At 34.1% G+C, this 17,344-nt stretch carries 17 protein-coding genes and 1 pseudogene; 2 read left to right on the plus strand and 16 right to left on the minus strand.

Translation table 11 applies throughout. The features are described from left to right. Window positions 1-50: 50 nt before the first annotated feature. From RCG20_RS09745 to RCG20_RS09775, 7 genes and pseudogenes are all read right to left on the minus strand, one after another. Window positions 51-1,439, minus strand: a pseudogene (locus RCG20_RS09745) (IS3 family transposase). Between the two features lie 44 nt (window positions 1,440-1,483). Next, entirely contained in the window at window positions 1,484-3,241 is a 1,758-nt protein-coding gene (locus RCG20_RS09750; protein WP_308184040.1) for a hypothetical protein, read from the minus strand. 8 nt (window positions 3,242-3,249) lie between these two features. Next, window positions 3,250-3,654: a deoxyguanosinetriphosphate triphosphohydrolase family protein gene (locus RCG20_RS09755; protein WP_308184041.1), complete on the minus strand. Its 405-nt coding sequence runs from the start codon at window positions 3,652-3,654 to the stop codon at window positions 3,250-3,252. A gap of 1,072 nt (window positions 3,655-4,726) precedes the next feature. After that, entirely contained in the window at window positions 4,727-4,924 is a 198-nt protein-coding gene (locus RCG20_RS09760) for a hypothetical protein (protein ID WP_308184042.1), read from the minus strand. A gap of 68 nt (window positions 4,925-4,992) precedes the next feature. Beyond that, a complete protein-coding gene (locus tag RCG20_RS09765) occupies window positions 4,993-5,622 on the minus strand; it encodes a hypothetical protein (RefSeq protein ID WP_308184043.1) in 630 nt (209 codons plus the stop codon). 19 nt (window positions 5,623-5,641) lie between these two features. Further along, entirely contained in the window at window positions 5,642-6,856 is a 1,215-nt protein-coding gene (locus tag RCG20_RS09770; RefSeq protein ID WP_308184044.1) for an ABC transporter permease, read from the minus strand. Between the two features lie 6 nt (window positions 6,857-6,862). After that, on the minus strand, window positions 6,863-7,747 hold the full coding sequence (locus RCG20_RS09775; RefSeq protein WP_308184045.1) for an ABC transporter ATP-binding protein: 885 nt from the start codon (window positions 7,745-7,747) through the stop codon (window positions 6,863-6,865). Between the two features lie 133 nt (window positions 7,748-7,880). On the opposite strand from RCG20_RS09775, the gene RCG20_RS09780 reads away from it, so the two are divergent. After that, window positions 7,881-8,519, plus strand: a complete 639-nt coding sequence (locus RCG20_RS09780) for a response regulator transcription factor (RefSeq protein WP_308184046.1) — start codon at window positions 7,881-7,883, stop codon at window positions 8,517-8,519. A gap of 1 nt (window position 8,520) precedes the next feature. Here the strand turns inward: RCG20_RS09780 and RCG20_RS09785 are convergent, their stop codons facing one another. From RCG20_RS09785 to RCG20_RS09815, 7 genes are all read right to left on the minus strand, one after another. Continuing rightward, window positions 8,521-9,264, minus strand: coding sequence for an SDR family NAD(P)-dependent oxidoreductase (locus RCG20_RS09785; RefSeq protein ID WP_308184047.1), 744 nt, complete (start codon window positions 9,262-9,264; stop codon window positions 8,521-8,523). Between the two features lie 16 nt (window positions 9,265-9,280). Further along, the gene (locus RCG20_RS09790; RefSeq protein ID WP_308184048.1) at window positions 9,281-10,432 is read right to left on the minus strand and encodes a hypothetical protein; all 1,152 of its coding nucleotides are present in this window, start codon (window positions 10,430-10,432) and stop codon (window positions 9,281-9,283) included. 84 nt (window positions 10,433-10,516) lie between these two features. Continuing rightward, entirely contained in the window at window positions 10,517-10,675 is a 159-nt protein-coding gene (locus RCG20_RS09795; RefSeq protein WP_308184049.1) for a hypothetical protein, read from the minus strand. Between the two features lie 38 nt (window positions 10,676-10,713). After that, window positions 10,714-10,884 carry a hypothetical protein gene (locus tag RCG20_RS09800; protein ID WP_308184050.1) on the minus strand — a complete coding sequence of 57 codons (171 nt, stop codon included), beginning with the start codon at window positions 10,882-10,884 and terminating at the stop codon, window positions 10,714-10,716. A 250-nt stretch (window positions 10,885-11,134) separates the two neighbouring features. Further along, window positions 11,135-12,448, minus strand: a complete 1,314-nt coding sequence (locus tag RCG20_RS09805) for an aminotransferase family protein (RefSeq protein ID WP_308184051.1) — start codon at window positions 12,446-12,448, stop codon at window positions 11,135-11,137. 9 nt (window positions 12,449-12,457) lie between these two features. After that, on the minus strand, window positions 12,458-13,276 hold the full coding sequence (locus RCG20_RS09810; RefSeq protein ID WP_308184052.1) for a class I SAM-dependent DNA methyltransferase: 819 nt from the start codon (window positions 13,274-13,276) through the stop codon (window positions 12,458-12,460). After that, complete coding sequence (locus RCG20_RS09815) at window positions 13,273-15,447, minus strand: hypothetical protein (protein ID WP_308184053.1); 2,175 nt, start codon at window positions 15,445-15,447, stop codon at window positions 13,273-13,275. Before RCG20_RS09815 ends, RCG20_RS09810 begins: the two co-directional genes overlap by 4 nt. A 694-nt stretch (window positions 15,448-16,141) precedes the next feature. Here RCG20_RS09815 and RCG20_RS09820 point away from each other — a divergent pair. After that, window positions 16,142-16,465 (plus strand): transposase, encoded by a 324-nt coding sequence (locus tag RCG20_RS09820; RefSeq protein ID WP_308184054.1) that lies wholly within the window; start codon window positions 16,142-16,144, stop codon window positions 16,463-16,465. Window positions 16,466-16,723: 258 nt separating this feature from the next. Here the strand turns inward: RCG20_RS09820 and RCG20_RS09825 are convergent, their stop codons facing one another. Beyond that, window positions 16,724-16,894 carry a hypothetical protein gene (locus RCG20_RS09825; protein WP_308184055.1) on the minus strand — a complete coding sequence of 57 codons (171 nt, stop codon included), beginning with the start codon at window positions 16,892-16,894 and terminating at the stop codon, window positions 16,724-16,726. 33 nt (window positions 16,895-16,927) lie between these two features. After that, entirely contained in the window at window positions 16,928-17,092 is a 165-nt protein-coding gene (locus RCG20_RS09830) for a DUF4177 domain-containing protein (protein WP_308184056.1), read from the minus strand. Window positions 17,093-17,344 lie beyond the last annotated feature (252 nt).

Consider the following 17,344-nt stretch of genomic DNA (forward strand, 5'->3'; position numbering starts at 1 on the left):
TTATAATACGCATAATAATTGATCTGACCCCATAAAGTTGGACAAAAATATTATGACGCTTTCTCGGTGGTAAGGAGCCTGTATTTTATAGGACTCTTACCACCGAGTTTTTCTTTAATTCGATCGTTATTGTAGTAGCTAATCCAATCAACCGCTGCCTGAGCGACTTCCTCAAAAGATTGGTAGTCGTATTGATGAACTGTTTCACATTTTAATAGGTGGAAGAAGCTTTCCATTGCCGCATTATCAAGACATGTTGCTTTTCGTGACATACTCTGAAATACATTATGCCCCTTAAGCTCTTTTACCCAGCTATGATGTTGATATTGGAACCCTTGATCCGAATGAACAGTTGTACGATATGGAAGTTTAGGTAGTGAGTCCAGGGCTTCATGCAACGGTTTTAAAGCAAAACTTACAGTAGGATGAAGGCCAATGTTAAAAGCCAGAATTTCGCCAGAGTAGAGGTCCATTACAGGTTCAAGATAACAGCGATGTGCTGTGGATTTATCTCCCCAGCGTAACTCTGTGACATCTACTGTAAGCTTTTGATAAGGTCGATCTGTTTTAAACCGACGATTTAGCCGATTAGGGGCAATTTTACCAATCGTCCCTTTATATGAGTTGTATTTCCGACTTTTTTTCGTATATGCTTGTGACTGTAAATGCTGATCCTGCATAATGCGTTGAACTTTTTTATGATTAACTTCCAATCCACGATTTTTTAATTCAAGTTGAACGCGTCTATATCCATAAGCTGGATTATCCTTTTTGATTGCTTTGATTTCCATTATTAATTCTTGATCACTATGTTTGTTTTCTTCATGATTTTGATAGTAGAAATACACACTTTTCGGAAGGTCCACGACCTTCAAAATCGCAGACAAACGATATTTTCCCCTTAATTCAGTGACAACTTTCACTTGCTTTTGTCTGTACCCACGGGTTCCTGAACTAAGGCTCTTAGCTTTTTTAGGTATTCATTTTCAATCCTTAACATACGATTTTCACGTTGTAATTTTTCGAGTTCGGAGGATTCCTCTTTTTCCCTGTTGGTGATCATGATGGTTGGCTGGCATTTGTTTTGGTCTTCCTCTCCGTTTAAACAGAGCTTCGACGCCTTTCTCTCTGTACTTCCTCTCCCACGACAGGATTGTACTTGGTGTTGATATATCAAAATGAAGGGAAGTTTCGCGTAATGATGCTCTGTTACTCCACATCCATTTTAATACTTCCATCTTAAAGTTACCATCATACACACTTTTAGGACTACGGACCTCATTCGCTTTATTCCCATATTTTTCGTATCGATTCACCCAATCAAGTATAGTTTGATGACTCCCAATTCCATATTTCTTTGCCAATTCATTTGATCCTCCCCCTCCATTCAGATACTCTAGAACAACCTTTTCTCTATATTCACTTGAAAATTTGACCAAATTAAAAACCCCCTAAGATGGATGTTTAGTCCAACTTAAGGGGGTCACTTCAAATATTGTGCGTTTTTGATCGGTGTCCAGTTGATTCGAATTGTGGTATCTGTAGCTCCAGCAGCATTAACTACTGCCTTACTGAATGTTAATGTAATGTGTGTTGTATCAGTAATTTGTGCTTTTGTAACTGTTGGAGCAATGTCTTCTGTTAATGTAACTGGAGCAGAGAAAACATTCATTAATACTCCATCAGCAGATTTTACACCACTAATGTTTACTTGGTGATAACCAGAGTAAGTATTGTTAGTTACAGTTAATTGAACGTCAGCAGAACCACTACCATTTGTAGTTAAGACAGCACCTGTTACAGTAGCACCTTCAATTGTATAGTTTGTAATATTAAGAGCTGAAGCAGCATCCACGTTCTTATCAAAGTGAACGTTTACTTTATTATTGTTTCCAACTACTTTACTTACTGTTGCAGTTGGTGCTGTTGAAGATGTGTTACTTGTACGTGTAAATGAAATTGTAGATGAAGCTAAACTAGATACTCCATATGAATCAGTTGCAAAGCCTGCAGGTAAAGTAGCTGTATAATTACCAGCTGCTAAACCAGATAAATCATATTTTAATTGGTTAGACGCTGTTGCACCATAAGCTAAAAGATTTGATACATTTCCAGTTAATGCAAACGAATAACTTGGATTTGTAATAGATGTTGTTGGATTGAAATATGTTCCTGTTGCAGTTGCTACCGCTCCAGCTGTAACATTTTTATTATATGTTACTACTAAATACTCAACGCCATTAATTTTTTGAACAGCTGTTGAAGTAATTGTAGGAGCTGCAGATGCATTAAAGTTAACTAGTTGAGAGAAGTTATCTCCAGAAACAAAATTTAATCCAACAATTCCAGTAATTGAAACTGTTTGTAAATCAGTTACTCCTGCACCAAGTGTAAAATGATATAAAGTACTATCCTTAGCATCTACAGTTGCAGTTGCACTACTTACACCTACAGTTACTGTAGGAGTAGCTGATAATGCACTAGAAAACTTAACATCGAAAGATGTGTTTCCAGTTACTTTAACGCTGCTAACTGCTGGTTTTGCAGTGTTGGAAATGTCATATTTCACTGTTGCTACTGCTGGATTTGGAGTTAATAAGTTGCCTACAGCATCTTGAACACCTGTTAGAGTAACAGTTAAGTTTTGATTTCTATCTGCAGCATTTAGACCAGATAAATCTACGATGTAAGTAGATTTGTCAGTGCCCTGTGTTACATTAGCCTTTGTCAAAGCAGTAGTTAATGCAACTCCATCCGCACGAGCGATATTTACAAGAACATTTGCACCAGCTACATCCTGAACTGGCTCAGAGAAATGAATAACAGCATGCGCAATATCATTATAACTTACACTCGTGATTGCTGGACGAGTAGTATCAGAAGCTTTTACAAAAGCAGAGAATGCTCCAACTGTTTTTGTTCCATCAGCAATGTAAATCAAATCTTTATTTACAGTAACAGCATAGTTACCAGAGAAATAAGTGTCAGCATTTACTGTTAAAGTTTTGCCATCTGCACTTAATGAAGCTTTAAAACTATTAGCATTACCTACTACGTTCGCAATTGAATCAGCTGCAGTAATAGAGAATACTCCATCTTTTAAAGTGCTATCTGCAGATTCAACTACAGTTGATGCATCAACAGCTTTGTTGAATGTAATTTGTAATTGTTTAGCGTTAATCGCACTTACTAATTTGGTTTCAATTAAGAAACTAGTTTCTTCTATAATATAGTTACACATTCCATAAACTAGTTGAAAGCCCCTACTACTTCCCCAAATACTATCCCCTGAACTCTAACTTTGAAATTTTGCACATCAATCAAATTCTTATCAGTATCTTGATTATTTAATGCTTCTTTTCTATAAGTTTCGAGCTTTTCAAATAAATTAGGATACTTTTTCTCAAATTCTGTTTTCATTTTTTGGTATTCTGTTTCCCAATCAAATACACCTTTCTTAACTGCATCTTCAATATCTGCAGTTAAATATGCTATGTCATCTGCGGCTTCTACTAGGAAGGTAGCGGGATGTCTACATCCATTGATACCAACATTTTCTTTAATTTTTTTAATTAATTCTTCTTCTGCTTGAAAATAGCCGAACTTTTCCTTCTCTTTTGCTTTGGAATTATTGGAAGCCCAAGGATATTTCATTAGCGTAGCTAATGTAGCATAGGTAAAATTAGCACCATACTGATCGTTCAGAAATTGTAACCTTGATAATATTCTAATAGCTTGAGCATTTCCTTCAAATAATAAAAAATCACGTTCTTGTTGTTCTGTTAACTTACCATATGGATTTTCTGCTGTTCTATATCCAGGTGTACTAAACCATTTACTAAACCAGTTTCTTATAATATCCTCGCCATAATACCCAAATAGCGGATTTCCTAAATCATGAACTAGACAAGAAACTTCAACTAAAGATGCTAACTGCTTAACTTCCTTAAAATCCTTAAATATTTTCTTTTCAGTATGTAACCATTCTCCTATACTTCATGCCAATGATCTTCCTAAAGAGGCAGCTTCTAATGAATATGTCAATCTCGTTCTTGTAAAATCATTTCTTTGTAAAGGAAATACTTGAGCTTTATCTTGAAGCTTTCTCAAGGATGATGAATATATAATACGTTCGTAATCCTTATCAAATTTATTTCTATGTGGTAAATTTTCCGTTGTTGTTTCTCTCTGTCTACATAGACATAATAGTTTCTCCCAATTCAACATTTGTGTCCATCCACATGTTTTTTATATAACTTACTTTGATATCTTTTTTGTAAATATCCTTTTATTAAAATAAGAGATTATTTGATGAGTAATCAATCTAATTTTCAAAAAAATAGATTTATGACCTTACTTTACTTTACTTTGAAGAAAATTTTTAGCCAATAAATTAAAAAATCCCTTATTTCAAGGGAATTTAATATATTTAAAAAACCTCAATTACTTATGATATGATTCACCACGGTGTATCTAAATGAGGTTTTCATTTTAAATTAATTAATTTTCACTTAACTTCATTTTCTTAAAATCTATTATCGAACTGGACTCAATCATAAAATCTATTCCTAGAATGCCTTTAAATCCATAGGTTTTCTAGTGATTCTAACTGTAATTCAAAATAATCAAAATGATAGTGTTTATGAAAATGCAAAAAAAATAGCCCCTCAGAGATTTCTCCATGGAGCCCCTCGATAGAAAAAGAATTCAGATACACTTTTCTATTTTACTGGATGGTTCTTGGCACACTATTTTTCTTATGATTGTTAAGAAGAAGAACGAAGGCAACAATATTAATTCCTACTCCGGTAATAGTAGTGATCCATTCTACACCTGAAGGTGCACTAACTAAATGGCTGAAAGCAATTAAGGAAGTACCGATTGGAATAAAAGGGAAAATTTTCTTTTGTAGATTATCCATCATTAAATTCCTCCTATCATTTATCGAGGTAAATTATACCATAAATCACATAAAAAAGGTTACAATTAATATTAGCTCCATGCCGCTAGTAAAATCCAAGATACTGCATTTAGCAGAATAACGACAGTAATGATATTTTTTTTTGAACGGGTTGAAAGATATTTTAAAGAAATAATTTGAAACACAACAGACCAAACACTGAATATAGTAAAACAATTCATAAGCGAGTTAATATATTTACTGTCAAATAAACTTTGGCTTAAGGAAGCCAGTCCGAATGGTGAATATAGAGAATCTACACCCAACGAAAACATGATTAACACCTGACCTAGTTGTCCTACTACTCCTATAACATATGAATAAGTTTGTACAATAAACAGTTTTTTAAATGATAGTTCTTGAAAAAAGATCCAACTGAAGATTGTAAACAAAGTGATAGTTACAATTGGTATAAACAAACCTAATATACCAGTAACTGCTGAAGTAATCAACTTATACTTTTCAATGTCTGTTTCACCTGTTTTCCGGATTTGCATTTCCAGATCCGAAGAAAAATAAACAGTTAAGGCGGTTAGTATTGCACCTATTAGGGAGAGCAACAATACTTTTAATAATAGTTTTTTGGTAGTTTCGGAATTCTTTAAGCTAATTATTTCCTCTTTGACATTCAAAAGCGGTTTCATCAGTTTTACGCTATACATAATTCTCGTCCCCCTATGTTTAGTTTGAATTTTTTAAAACGTTTTTTAATTTAGGTTTCTTTCCATATAGAAGCACCCCGGTAGGATAAACTTTGGATGCAAATAAAAAGACAAGAATCATAGTAATGACTAATATCATCACTGACAATACGATTTCTAGCGGTGAAACCGTACTTATAGAAATTCTAGTGAACATAGATACAGGTGAGAAGAATGGTATAAATGACGCCACCTTTGAAACAATTCCGTTAGGTGATGACAGCGTGTACATTGCTAATAGGAAAGACATAATGATTGTTAAAGATAATGGAAGGGTAATATTTGTAAGATCTTCTATCCTGCTGACCATTGCTCCGAATGCAGCATACAATGCAGCATAAACAAAGTAACCTAATATGAAGAATAGAACGAAATATACAACCTGATTGGTTGTAACGGAGTCCAAGTTAATCTTAAAGCCAAATATATCCCCACCGGATTTCACTATGCCTGATTTATACATTAAGACCGTACTTAGGATGATCAGTAATAATTGTGAAAGACTAGCAGATCCCACCCCTAACACTTTTCCGAACATCATTCTTATTGGCTTCACTTTTGTAATCATTATTTCCATTACCCTCGAAGATTTTTCTGAGGCAACTGCAGTGGCAACTGCTTGTCCATAACCTAATATGGCTATGTACATAAAGAAAATCATCCCATAAACAAAGAGAAATGAATCTTCTTGCTTCTTGGCCAAATCCGTAATCTTCATAGGAACCTGGGTCAACAGTGCTTGGGCAGTATCTTTATTAATACTATTTTCTTTAATGACGTTTGAGGTGTAGATAGTTTGAATATAATACTGAAACATTCGTATCAAGGTTTCATCTTGATATGCAGCGATATATTCAATAAAACTTCCACTATCACCATTTCTTAGAATAAACAATCCATCAAGATCGCCCTTTACTACATCTTTTCTGAGCGAGCTTTCTTCTCCTTTGTCCACAACCTTCCAACTATAACCCTTCATGACGCTTCCCAATTTATCGCTGTTCAAGACTAGCTGGTCTGTTTCATCCATTACAGCAATGTGAGATTTATCCTTCCCAGAAATATCTTCAATAATTCTGGGAAGAGACAGAACCAACCCTTCTAGTAATAGGATGAGAATGGTAGATAATATAAATGCTTTCGTTTTTACATTTTCAATATATGTATATTTAAACACTTTAATAAACTGACTCACTTTTGATCACCCTACCTTTTCGATGAAAATCTGATGCAGTGTAGGCTCTTTTATTTCTATGCTCTTCAAGTTATAATCATTTTCCAATAAATGTGTAACTGTCGAGATAGCTTCCTTTTCACTATTGGCCTTTATCCTATAAAAATTGTTCATTATTTCAAATTGATAATTATTACTAGATAGGAATTTTTCTATATTATGATGAGTCTTTATGAAGAGGTTCTTATATCCATAATTAGCCTGAATGTCATTTAACTGTCCTTTTAATACCACCCTGCCATTTTTTAATATACATATATTTCGGCAAAATTCTTCTACACTGTCCAAACGGTGGCTTGAAAAAATAATTGTTTTCTTTGCATCGATGAGTTCTAATATTATTTTCTTTAGAATCTCAGCGTTTAAAGGGTCTAAGCCACTAAAGGGCTCATCAAGAATAATAAAATCGGGATTATGTAATAGTGTTGCAATAATCTGGATTTTTTGTTGATTTCCTTTTGACAATTCTTCAGCCTTTTTATCTTTATACTCGATTACTTGTAATTTTTCCATCCAATAAACAAGCTGACTATTTATCTCTTTCTTTGTTAATCCCTCTAATTCTCCGAAATAGCGTAGCTGATCAATAACTTTTGATTTAGCATAAAGGCCTCTCTCTTCTGGTAAATAACCAATTTTTACTTCTCTTTTACTTAATGGGGTTCCATTCCAGATAATTTGGCCATCGTCTGGTTTCAACAATCCTAATAACATTCTTAATGTGGTGGTTTTCCCAGCACCATTTTGTCCTAATAGGCCCAAGACCCCACCAGTATCTATAGAAAAATTTAAATTTTCGATTGCATAAACACCATTAAAGGATTTGTATAGGTTTTCTACTACTAATGACATATATCTAGCCCCTTTACAATTTATGTGAAAATTAACAAGAAATTCGTCAGATGATATTTACAAAAAAGGAAAAATTGTCTAATATTAAAAAAGATAATATTTCCAAATTTATTAGAAGAATAGGAGAATTCGAATGATAAACCTCCCGGTAACAATAACCTTGTTAAGTGAACAAGAAATTCTTCTACAAGGATTAAAAGAATCTTTATCCAAGTACCATAAGGAGATTGACGTAGTATTATTAAGCTACAAATCTCTATTTAAGAAGGAAGACATTAGAGACATTACAATCATCGATATCGATTATTTAATCTTCTCAAATCGGACTAAACTTCATAACATTATCCTTGAACTTAAGAGGCAATGTCCTAATGCACCCTTAATTCTTTATTCCACTTATCCTTGCCACCCTATGTCAGCTGAAAAGTTTTTTTCAGTCGGGGTGAATGCAATCGTTCTAAAAAAGGATCCCGTTGACAAACTTTATAGTGTCTTATCGTTACTATCTATTCAAAATGATCTGGTTTTAAAAGAAAAGAATACTAAAAATTCAATCTTTGATCTTACAGAAAAAGAGATTGTTATCCTCCAGAAAATTGCCGATGGCTTTAAAAATAAGGATATCGCAAGGCTAATGAATTTAAGTATAAGTTCTGTTGAGTCATATATTGCTAGAATATTTGAGAAACTAGAAGTAAACTCTCGAATGCAAGCAGTAGTAAAAGGAATTTACTACCACTTTATTGACATTGACGCAGTTAACTATCAATAAATCAAATTGAAGTCCAGCCTCCATCGACTACTAAATTGTGCCCTGTAATCATATTATTTTCACTGGAAGACAGGAAGATGGCAGCGTTAGCAACATCGATAGGCATTGCATACCTTCTTAAGGGTATCCTTGATAGATTCTCATTTTTAAACGATAGACTATATAGTAATTCTTTGTTTTTATCAGATTGTACAAATGTAGGAGATACACAGTTTACGCGAATTCCATACTTGGCCCATTCAATGGAAAGAGCGTTTGTAAGATTGATTAACCCTGCTTTACTAGCACAGTATGGGGCTCGATTTTCACTGCCAACTATTCCATGCTGCGAAGCGATATTGACGATAGACCCACACTTTTGTTTGATCATAAGTGGTGCTATCGCTTGGCTCATAAAGAATGTTCCTCGTAAGTTTGTATCTACGATTTGATCCCATATCTCTGGAGTAACCTGTAGTGCTGAATTTAGGCTATTCACACCAGCATTATTTATTAAGATATCAATGACTGGAAAGGTTACTGAGAAGGATTCTACCCCGTCCTTAATCGCACTAATATCTCTAATATCGATTACTGTTGGCATCACTTGTACTTTATACTCTAAACTGATTGTAGAAGTCAGCTCATTTAACTGTTTTGAATTTTGATATAAATCGATTAAAACTAGATTGGCACCTCTCCTTGCAAATTCCTTGGCAATCACTCGGCCAATCTGGCCCGTCGCTCCTGTTATTACTACATTCATAGCAATCTCTCATTTCTTATGTGGTTTGACTAGACAAAAGTGTTAATTTCTCATTTAGAAATAAAATATATGATCTTACTGTTCTGATAAAATGAATGAAAACCATTAATACCAATATGATGAGCACCAAGATACTTGTAAACCCATTATATTTTCCTATTAATTGGATTAAAAAATATAGGGAATTCCCCCAAAATAGAAGAGTGAATAACGTCGAGGTAATACCGTATAGTTTGAACACCTTAATTTCAAAATCTGAAAAAGAATGATTAATCACTTTGTATTTAGGAATGAATGAACTTAACAGGAACTGAAACGATTTATCCCTTAGGTTCGTTATTCCAGTTAAATACGTCAGTATCCAATACCCATCAAGCTTTACTAACGGAATCAGATTAATAATGATTAAACCTATATTTAAAACGATATAATACATCAGAATATTCTGGTGTATGCTTAGTTTTTCAAGTATATATTGGGAAATTACAGCAATACTTACAAGAATAATCTGACTTATAATCCCTGCTAACGAAACGAGTATCTTGTCTTTTCTGCTTTTAAAGGTGTATATTGAACTGACATTGCAATATAATGCGAATTGAAAGTAAAACAACATGAAGCCTATTTCTTTAACCTTTCCACCTAAAAAATGACAAGTGATAGCATGCGAAAACTCGTGTATGACTAGTGTAAAAACCATCATAATATATAGAATGACCAAATTCTTTACATTTAAAGAGTCCATAGAAATATTAAGGAGCCAATGAGAACGAAACATTCCCATGATAAAAAAACCAGTAATCACAAAAACGCCTAAAAAAGTGAGGACAATTTTATTAAAAAGAAAATGAATAAAGGGGGACAAAAGGTTAAGGGTCCTCTCGGGATTAAAAAATAAAATTGGGATTCTGGTTAAGTCTCTCTTCTTCTGTACAATCAGATTGCTGTAATCATGTTGTAAAAACCCTAATTCTTTAAATTTTTCTTCCAAAAAGGTTTGTTGTTCAGGAGTTAAATATTCATCAAAAGGATGAGAATGATGATTAAGGTATAAATAAAAGTTTCTCTCCCTGCTGCCAAGTTTTATATGTTTTTTTGTGATATTGTTATAAAGGATATATTCATGTTCACTTATTTCTGAAATTTCAACATGTTTTGGGACCGGCATAGTTTATCTCTCTCCTAAAAATTATTAAGAGAGAATTATTCAACCCTTAGAGGACTGAATAATTCTCATTTCCACTATTGATTATTAGGTTAAACCACCGATAAGAATACCCAATCCAATAGCACCAATAATCGCGCCACCAGTCGCAAGACCATCTAAAAACCCATCTCTAAATGAACCTGGAGCCAATACTTCTTCTAAATTTTCAAAGTTTAATTTTAAATCTATCTTTTCATTTTTCAAATCAAACACTCCTTTTTTTAAAGTAAGATTTATTACTTTTATGTAGCGACGATAAGGTAACCAATATATACGCCGCCGCCAACAATACCAATTCCTGTTACAAAACCAGCTACATAACCCCAGTTAATCGGATTTACAGCTTCTTCAAGGTCTTCAAATTGTAACCCCATAGGAATCACATTTGATTTTAACTCCAATGCATTTTCCATATCTTTCACCTCCCTTCAATACTATAAAAAGGATTATCTCATTATGGAGCAATGAAAAGGTAGCCAACATATACGCCACCAATAACAAGACCGACTCCTTTTACAAAACCAGTTACATAGCTCCAGATAATTCAATTTACAGCTTCTTTATGGCCCTCAAATTGTAATTCCATAGGAATCACGTTTAACTCTAACCGCAATACGTTTTCCGTTTTTCACCTTTTTCCAATCATATCAATCTAGGATCAACCTAAGTGAAGTTCCTTAAAGTCCTTTCTAGTGTGTAAATCATTTTATCCAGTTCCTTTTTTTCTGTAATAAGCGGCGGGAAAAGGGACAGGCCACATGTTAATGGTGGGCTGTAGAAAGGATATGCAATAAGGCCTCTCTTCTTTAATATGCTCATCACTGAATTTAAGCTGGATGCGGAAATAGGTTCATTGCCATAGGATCTCAATTCAATTCCAGTCATAAACCCTATTCCCCTTACCTGTGAAACAATAGGTAGGACATGAAGAACCTCCTTAAGCCTTTCAATAAAGTAAGTTCCCTTTTCTTTCACATTCTCAAGGAAATTATCTTTCATTAACACTTCTAAGGTGGCTAAACCCGCAGAACACGCTAAAGGATTACCATTCTGAGTAGACAGATGTTCTATATGGGTATCCGAATTCACATAAGTCCTGAAAATTTCTTCACTGATAACCACAGCACCTAACGGAAGATAACCACTATTTATCCCTTTAGAAAGACAAAGAATATCAGGTGTTATTCCAAAATGCTCAAAGGCAAACATTTTACCAGTTCTGCCAAATCCAGTGGCGACTTCATCAAAAACTAGCAGCACGTTGTAAACCTCACATAGGCTTTGTACCTTTTGCAGATAGGATGCTGGTATAGGAATGATTCCTCCTGAACCAACAATTGGTTCTAATATGATAGCAGCTAGTCTTTCATGATTGTTCAAGAAGAAAGCTTCTACCTGGTTCTCGTAATTTCTGATCTGATTTTCATTCTCTTGGTGATATGGGGTATGTAAAAAGTGAAAACCTGAAACGACCGGATGGTAATCCTTCGTTAACTCTCTATCAATACCACTTGCAGACATACCTCCGAAATAGGTTCCGTGATAGGAATGGTCTAAGACAGCAATCTCTTTTTTTAATGGGTATCCACTCAATGAATAAAATTGTCTGACGATCTTGATTGCCAACTCAACGGATTCAGAACCGGTACATGTATACAACACTTTATTTAAATGAGTCGGAACTAAATTCAATAATTTTCTTGCCAGGTTGGTCGATGTTTCATTCTGATGCTCCCCTAAATGAACAAATGGGATTTTATGCAATTGTCGTAGTATATACTCATTTATGAGTGGATGATTGTACCCCAATGAAACATTCCACAGTCCGCTTATTCCATCCATGTAAATTCGTCCCATACGGTCTTTAATGTATATCCCATTACCTTCTACAATTTCAACAAATTCCTCGCCCTTATTTATTGGGTTTAAAGGATGGATTAAGGGATAATCCCTCATCGTTGTCATTCCAGTTGACATAAAAACACCTCAGTTAGTTCGTTCTAGGGTAACAAATCGAATTCGGTTATCACCGTCACTTTGTGTTTTGGTATTGATGATTTTAAACTTAGACCTTTTGATCGCCGCTGAAATCTCCTTGTCAGTTAATAACCTTTTAACGGTATAACCTAAATTCCTTGTGGTCTTATTATCAGCGTCGATGCTTTCCCCATAGAAATTCACATAGGATTTCATCTCTGTATATACTTTTTTTTCTGTATAGATCACAAACTGCTTATTCCCTTGTGTTTGCTCGGTATAAATATTAATCGGTTCAATATGATAGGATTTGCCTGGTAGGGGCGACGTAACGGAATAGTCGAAGATAAACCTTCCACCTACTTCTAAATGTCTATAGACATTCTCTAGCAATTGATCGATTTCATCATCGGTATCAAGCAGGCAGATGCTTGTTGCTCCCAAAATAATTAAGCCATACTTCTGATCATGTTGAAAGTTAACCATGTTATCAATACATACCGATATGTTTTCCTTAACAGTAGCATCCATAGAACTGATTTTCTTTTCAAGTACATTGAGCATGGATGGAGATAAGTCAAGACCGGATATTCGATATCCTCTTTTCGCAAATTCTAACAACAGTCTGCCGCTTCCACAGGCTAGCTCTAGGATGGCTGATTTCGTTTCTTCCGCATTATGAAGGTAATAGTCAATGTCATATAAAATCTGACCGGTGATTTTATCATAAAAATTGGCGAAGTACCCATCATACAAATCCATCTCATTCGACGTTACATTCAGTTTCATCAATTTCTGAAACATTCCGAAAAAATTATGCTCACTCATACGAATACTTCCTTCTTTTGTATTAAGCCTGCATTAGCAAAAAGCTCATACGATTTGTGGTAATAGTCAACGGCATGTTCCATCGTGATTTGGAAGTCCTTTATCATTTCCTCAATGACAGTTGTCTTACTATAACCTTTGTATAATGATTCCAAAACATATGTCATAACTGGATTTAACTTTGTCAATTTCAACTTAGAGGAATCGACCAATATGCTTTGCTCCTTTAAATGGAAGAGGAAAACTCCTTTGTTCACTAATGACTCTCCAGCAGTTGTTAATCTAAATAAGTGTGTCACATAAGGGTTTGATACTCGTATATCCTCGATCTCCACCCCTCTAAAATAAGTAGTATAGTCGATTAAAACTTTAAGCAGCTGTGTTGTAGAAGAGTAATATTCCAATCCAGGCTGATTCTTTCGAATAGAACAATATTGTTTTTCATTCATATAGTCTGGTAAGAAACTACATTTTGAACATGAATCGCGTACTTCACAGCTATTGCAGCCTCGCAATAGCTGCTGTTCCTCTGTTATCACCTTTACTTTTGTCCTTAGTTCATATAATTCGTCACCTAATGCTCCGATGGCCTTGTTGCAACCTAAGCACGGACTTAGGGATCGATTACCATTTACAACTAATCTTGGTAGGTGACTCACATTGCACGCTTGGATTCCGCTCCATCGGCAAATGTTCGTAATCTTAGAATCAAGTTGATAGGCGTGTCGATAGGTTCCAGTCGAGATGAAATGGATAACTTCTGATAAATAGGTATCCAAGTCATCTTGACTTTCTAATGTAAGTAATGATGTAAACTTTTCTACAGCCTCTTTATACGGAGCAATGGGAAAATCCTCGATTAAGAAATGATCAAGTTGAAGATGGTTACCGTCTATTTGATGAAAGTGGGAAAGGCTGTTTCCTGAATCATTTACACGGTTCTTAGTATCTTCATATGAAGAATTAGTCATTTGCAATGTTCCGTTTACTAAAACGTACTTAGCAGCATTTTTAGTAGAAAATTCGGCGGTACGATGGATAAATGCACTGTTCAAACTCATTATTCCATTCACTTGTGCATAATCCTCAGAGGAAAGAGTTTCACTTATTTCTACATGCTTAACATAATTATCTAAAACCGTTTTAGGGTAAATCCCTGTATAGTAAGCTATTACGCCATTTTTCAATGCATTTTTTTGAGCAATCTGAGGCAAGTATCCTCTCAATCTTGAAATTAGCTCCATCGTTTCAGCAGATAAATGTATTTGTTCATCTGATTTGAATCGAACATCAATGATTCCTTTTCCTATTTCAAGGAGATGCAAGGTTTGAGCAATTAATATAGAAACATCTGTATCCCTTTCTGCATAAATAGTGATGATAGTAGGAACACTGACTTCACTAACTATGGCTACAAGTTTTGCTGGTTCCGTTTCCTTACTTATTTCCAAAATAATTTCCTGAATGTTCAATTTTTTTAGATTAACAAAAGACTGTTGTTTGGTCTCGTTTACTTTAACATATGGCTTGAGGGGGATACTTAAGTTAAATGATAAGAATAAATCAATTACGTATTCAATATCTTCTCCATCAATATAGAGTGGCACAGGCCTTACCACTTTTGATTCATTTTCCTTAATGAATTGGATTTCTTCCTCAAAGAAACGATCCTTTTTAACATGAAGTCCTACATTGTTAATTTTAGTAACTGGGATTAAATGATTTTTATAGATAAGAGGGTGGAATTCCTTTTCAAGATCACGCTCTACGTCTGGATCTAGCAATTGAACTAATTCAGATAGGTTGGAGGAATTCATTATTACATCAATGAAGTCTTTACCTTCTAATGGAATGAATACCTCGCTTTCAACTAACCAAATCAACTCAATCTCGCTATTTTGTGCTTTTAAAAGTTTACTAATTTCAAGACTAACCTCTTTATTGGTGAAACTGTCAACATACATAATCACTTTAGAACCGATTGAAAAAGAGATATCATCTACAATTTCAAATAGATTGCTTGGTTGTTCTTCAATATATTGGGTGGAAGAAATATGGAACTCTTTTAAATAAGCTCTGATTGAAGCAACATTATAATCGTAATCTATCGTTAATAAATTCTCTTCAGTTTCTTTTATATAAATAAAAGTTGGGGTTTCATCAAAAAACACATTTCCACTTCCCTTGAAAAACATTTTTATTTCTATGTGGAAAATATTATCAAATTATATCGATAATTGTCATTAGTGGTTTCCTTAAACTTTTTAAGTATTTCCTTTGAAAAATAAGAAGAGAACCACTAGTCAACCTAAGTTATTACCGTTTTATTTATATCTAGATAAACGGACAGCCCCTAAAAAAACACATCCATGAGTTTTTCTCGAAAATAAATTCTTCGAAAGAATCAAGAATGTACCTGGTCGAAAAACAGATTTTTCAGATTCAGAGTGGTTAACTATATTATTACGTCATGGACTAATCGAAAAGAGTTTTGTACCATTTATTGAAATTCAAAATCTACGTGATCTATCGAGACCTCTGAGAAAAATCGAATCCAAAAATGTCTTGAAGTGTTCAAATATTAAACTCAGTTTAGTTATTTCCTACATGTTTAGAGCACCAGGAAGAAAACTTCTTGAGAGATTGATTGAACAGGGTTATGTAAAAGCTTCCGATGTAGAATCCAGTATCCATAGACGCATGTCTGGAAAAAGGTGAAAAATCACCTATTCCCTTTTTGTTACTTTAAACGACCATCAGATCTTTTTAATAAGTCAGTCTTGGCAACACATAATATATTTGGAATCACATATATCAGATATTGAAGAAAGGGTTGATAATCTATTAAAGAACTTTAGAGAAGAAATGAAATTACTTCTTACTATTCTAGGAATTAAAAAGGATATCTCAGCTATAATTATTTCGGAAATAGGAGTTGAGATATGGGTAATCTTCTACTTCCCAACATTTAGCATCTTAGTTGTATCACCAGGAACTCATGAAAATGCAGGAAAACGTAAGAGGACTAGAACTCCCAATGGAATTCCTCATTTAAAATCAGCGATGTATGAAGCAGTTTTGGCTGTGTCTAGATGTCGAAGTAGATGGTTAGCCACAGAGAATTGGGCTATTCAAGAAGAGGAACGAAAAAAGCATCCGTTGCTATATCGCATCGAATGCTTCGAATAATCTACTCTATGCTTTTAAACAAGGAACCGTATAAAGAACTACAACTTAATTAGTATAACAAAACCAAATTAGTCATATACAAAGTTAACCTTTCACAGATAGCTCTGCTTTCTTATTTCTTTTTTAGGTTCTTTTTAGAATTCCCCTACCTGATCCAAAGTATTCAGAGAAAGCCACGTTTATTTATTTTCACATAAAAAGAAAGACGTTTAAGGCTAACTACAAAATCTAAATTTTTTTCTTCTTAATTAGGGAATTTTACCCAAGGAAGGAAACGAGTGTACCTAAAAAACCGATTACCGCCAAGACTACACCGATAATAATGACCATTTTACTTAGTTTCCCTTTACCTTTTCTATTTAGGAGAATTCCATTGGATATCGTGACTAATGATAAAGTTAATAGAATAATCAACATTGTCTTAGACATAAGTTTCTTCCCTTCAATGAAAATGTTCGTTAATTAGATTTTCCTAGATAAGATGATTAAAATCGATCCCGTTGAACCAGCTACATTAATAGGGGATGTAGATATGACTTCCCAGTCTTCATCTCCCAATTCGTTCAGTTTCTTCTCGAAATTTTCATCTTTAACCCTTACTTCTATTTTCTTATATTCTACTTTCACCAGTTTACCTCCCTAATAATTTTATTTCACAACCAATAACAGTCAATTCTCATATCATATATTACAGTTCTTTCTTCTCCTTAATTGAATTTTATCAAACTAAAATTGCTAATGTAATTAATGTTTTCCTCATATTTCTTTGAGTTAATCCACATTTTCGTTAAGGCTAATTATGATAGAAAGTCAAATTATTACCATGTAAGATTGTTCTTAGGATAAAGCGGACACAATCAGAAGTTATTACAGACGATA

The sequence above is a fragment of the Neobacillus sp. PS3-40 genome (assembly GCF_030915485.1).
GTDB lineage: Bacteria > Bacillota > Bacilli > Bacillales > Cytobacillaceae > JAUZPL01.

What these genes read in the sequence shown, in the direction of transcription:
- RCG20_RS09750 (WP_308184040.1), bottom strand. Translation starts at nt 3,241, where the DNA reads ATGTGTAACTATATTATAGAAGAAACTAGTTTCTTAATTGAAACCAAA.
- RCG20_RS09755 (WP_308184041.1), bottom strand. Translation starts at nt 3,654, where the DNA reads ATGAAATATCCTTGGGCTTCCAATAATTCCAAAGCAAAAGAGAAGGAA.
- RCG20_RS09760 (WP_308184042.1), bottom strand. Translation starts at nt 4,924, where the DNA reads ATGATGGATAATCTACAAAAGAAAATTTTCCCTTTTATTCCAATCGGT.
- RCG20_RS09765 (WP_308184043.1), bottom strand. Translation starts at nt 5,622, where the DNA reads ATGTATAGCGTAAAACTGATGAAACCGCTTTTGAATGTCAAAGAGGAA.
- RCG20_RS09775 (WP_308184045.1), bottom strand. Translation starts at nt 7,747, where the DNA reads ATGTCATTAGTAGTAGAAAACCTATACAAATCCTTTAATGGTGTTTAT.
- RCG20_RS09780 (WP_308184046.1), top strand. Translation starts at nt 7,881, where the DNA reads ATGATAAACCTCCCGGTAACAATAACCTTGTTAAGTGAACAAGAAATT.
- RCG20_RS09785 (WP_308184047.1), bottom strand. Translation starts at nt 9,264, where the DNA reads ATGAATGTAGTAATAACAGGAGCGACGGGCCAGATTGGCCGAGTGATT.
- RCG20_RS09790 (WP_308184048.1), bottom strand. Translation starts at nt 10,432, where the DNA reads ATGCCGGTCCCAAAACATGTTGAAATTTCAGAAATAAGTGAACATGAA.
- RCG20_RS09800 (WP_308184050.1), bottom strand. Translation starts at nt 10,884, where the DNA reads ATGGAAAATGCATTGGAGTTAAAATCAAATGTGATTCCTATGGGGTTA.
- RCG20_RS09805 (WP_308184051.1), bottom strand. Translation starts at nt 12,448, where the DNA reads ATGTCAACTGGAATGACAACGATGAGGGATTATCCCTTAATCCATCCT.
- RCG20_RS09810 (WP_308184052.1), bottom strand. Translation starts at nt 13,276, where the DNA reads ATGAGTGAGCATAATTTTTTCGGAATGTTTCAGAAATTGATGAAACTG.
- RCG20_RS09820 (WP_308184054.1), top strand. Translation starts at nt 16,142, where the DNA reads ATGAAATTACTTCTTACTATTCTAGGAATTAAAAAGGATATCTCAGCT.
- RCG20_RS09825 (WP_308184055.1), bottom strand. Translation starts at nt 16,894, where the DNA reads ATGTCTAAGACAATGTTGATTATTCTATTAACTTTATCATTAGTCACG.